The sequence below is a fragment of the Desulfogranum marinum genome (genome assembly GCF_016918565.1).
Taxonomy (GTDB): Bacteria; Desulfobacterota; Desulfobulbia; order Desulfobulbales; family Desulfobulbaceae; genus Desulfogranum; species Desulfogranum marinum.
Window position 1 is genome coordinate 1 of sequence record NZ_JAFFQD010000113.1, and the last position, 2,428, is coordinate 2,428.

Consider the following 2,428-nt stretch of genomic DNA (forward strand, 5'->3'; position numbering starts at 1 on the left):
TCGATATCCCATCATCAAAACACATATAAACTTTAATTTGACGAAGGAGACAGCATCTGCGATAATAAATATAGAAGATTTACTGGAGTTGGTTCGATGGATTAAGGCGAACAATGAAAGAAAAACTTCGTGTGACCGCAACGGTTTGGGGAAATCTCCCAGAAAGCAACCGTCAACAATTGATGGTGATTCTAGGGGAGATGGCCTACAATGCCGTAAAATCCGCTCACATAGGGAGGAGAAAGATTGATGAATACGACACAAGTAACGTCTCCTCCCCTGCCCATCTCCCATCCTGGGAAAATAGAGCCACATCACCATGACCGAATTGCCATTGTTTATATTCGCCAATCTACATTGCAGCAGGTAGAACGGCATAGTGAATCTACTAAATTGCAATATGCACTCGTTGGAAAAGCTTGTGACATGGGATGGCCCAAAGAACAAGTCTTGGTAATTGATGATGACCTTGGAATCTCAGGTTCTAACGCAGAGGGGCGTCCTGGATTTCAACGCCTGGTTGCAGAAGTAAGCCTTGACCATGTAGGAATTATTTTAGGGATTGAGATGTCCCGCTTGGCACGTTCATGTCGGGATTGGCATCAATTACTGGAGGTTTGTTCCCTCTTTCGTACTTTAATTGCAGATACTGATGGAGTATACGATCCGGGCAATTACAATGATCGCCTATTACTTGGCCTTAAGGGAACCTTATCTGAAGCCGAATTGTATGTCATCAAACAACGTATGCTGGCTGGCAAAAAAGCGAAAGCAAAACGGGGCGAACTGGGGATGCAATTGGCAATGGGGTATGTCAAACATCCTTCGGGGGAAATAATAAAAGAGCCTGATGAACAAGCTCAATCAACGACCACCTTGATCTTTACTTTGTTCGAGCGGTATCGTACGATTAATGGTGTACTCAAGTATCTTGTGAAACATAATATGCAGTTGCCGCACCGTATTCGTGGAGGATTGCAAAAGGGTGAGTTGGAATGGCGTCGTCCTAATCGGGTTACTTTGGGGAATATGCTGCACAATCCTATCTATGCCGGTGCGTATGTATATGGCCGCCGTCCCACTGATCCTAGGAAAAAGAAGCCTGGCCGTCCATCTACAGGACGGGTGTCAGTTAACCAGGAAGAGTGGGAAGTTTTGATTAAAGATAAACTTCCTGCATATATTTCTTGGGAAGAATATGAACGTAATCAACGACAATTACTGATGAATTCATCTCAGGGGATCGGCACCCCTAAGCACGGGCCGTCACTTCTTTCAGGTCTTGTGATTTGTGGCCGTTGTGGGTTGAGAATGGCAACTTGCTACTCCAGTCAGGGGAAAAAGTTGCGCTATTCCTGTAATCGGATGGCTGTCGATTATGGAGAGAAATCTTGCCAATCATTGTTAGGGACCCCCTTGGATCAACTTATCCAGGAAGAAATTATGGCTGCCATGCAACCATCAGCCCTGGAACTCAGTTTACAAGCAGCGGCAAATATTCAACAAGAAAGAGAGCAACAACAGAGCCACTGGCAACAACAACTTGAACGTGCACATTATGAATCTGAAAGGGCTTACCGACAATTCAATGCGGTGGAGCCAGAAAACCGTCTGGTTGCACGAACACTTGAAAAAAAGTGGGAAGAGGCTTTATCATCAGAAACCAAATTAAATCAGGATTACGAAGAACACCTCAAAAAACAGCCTCCTGTATTGACAAAAAATGAACGACTGGAAATACAGTCCCTCGCATCAGACATTCCATACCTGTGGAAAGCAGACAGTACTACCGGAGAACAGCGCCAACAAATTGTACGTTTGTTGATAGAACGAGTTATCGTTACGATTCAAGGTGATACGGAAAAAGTTCATGTCAGTATACACTGGAAAGGAGGGTATCAGAGCGAGGCTAATTTTAATAGGCCTGTGGGGAAACTTGAGCAGTTAAGCTATTACAAAGAGCTTCTAGAACGAGTAGCTGACTTGTATAAAAAAGGGAATTCGCTTGCAAAAATTGCCAATCTTTTAAATCAAGAAGAGTGGCGGTCACCAAAACAACGGTGTCCTTTTAACGCTGGAATGGTGCGAACAATATTGCTCAAGAAAGGGTTGGTTAGCACAAAAAAGAAACGATCCAACGATGCGTTGCGTAAACCAAATGAATTAACAATCAGAGAACTTTCAGAGACTACTCAAATTCCTGAACCAACGTTATACGTATGGATGCGCAACGGAAAACTTACAGCCAGAAAGGATACAACAGTTTCACATAACGGCATATGGCTGATTAAAGCTGATAAGGAAGAAATCAAGCGATTGCTTGAATATAGGGAACGGCCAAGGCAGTGGATTTATCGTTCCCGGGTGAAAAAAGTAGATTAAAGAAGAATGCTTGAAACTTATGGAGGCAGTATGGTTGGAAAATATC

The 2,428-nt window shown here is 43.5% G+C and carries 1 protein-coding gene; it reads left to right on the forward strand.

Annotation, left to right across the window (positions count from 1 at the left end):
* Nucleotides 1-249 precede the first annotated feature (249 nt).
* Nucleotides 250-2,382, forward strand: a complete 2,133-nt coding sequence (locus JWH17_RS23045) for a recombinase family protein (RefSeq protein WP_205225051.1) — start codon at nucleotides 250-252, stop codon at nucleotides 2,380-2,382.
* Nucleotides 2,383-2,428: the final 46 nt, after the last annotated feature.

Excerpts from the sequence above, each read along its gene's own strand:
- JWH17_RS23045 (WP_205225051.1), top strand. The coding sequence starts at position 250 with ATGAATACGACACAAGTAACGTCTCCTCCCCTGCCCATCTCCCATCCT.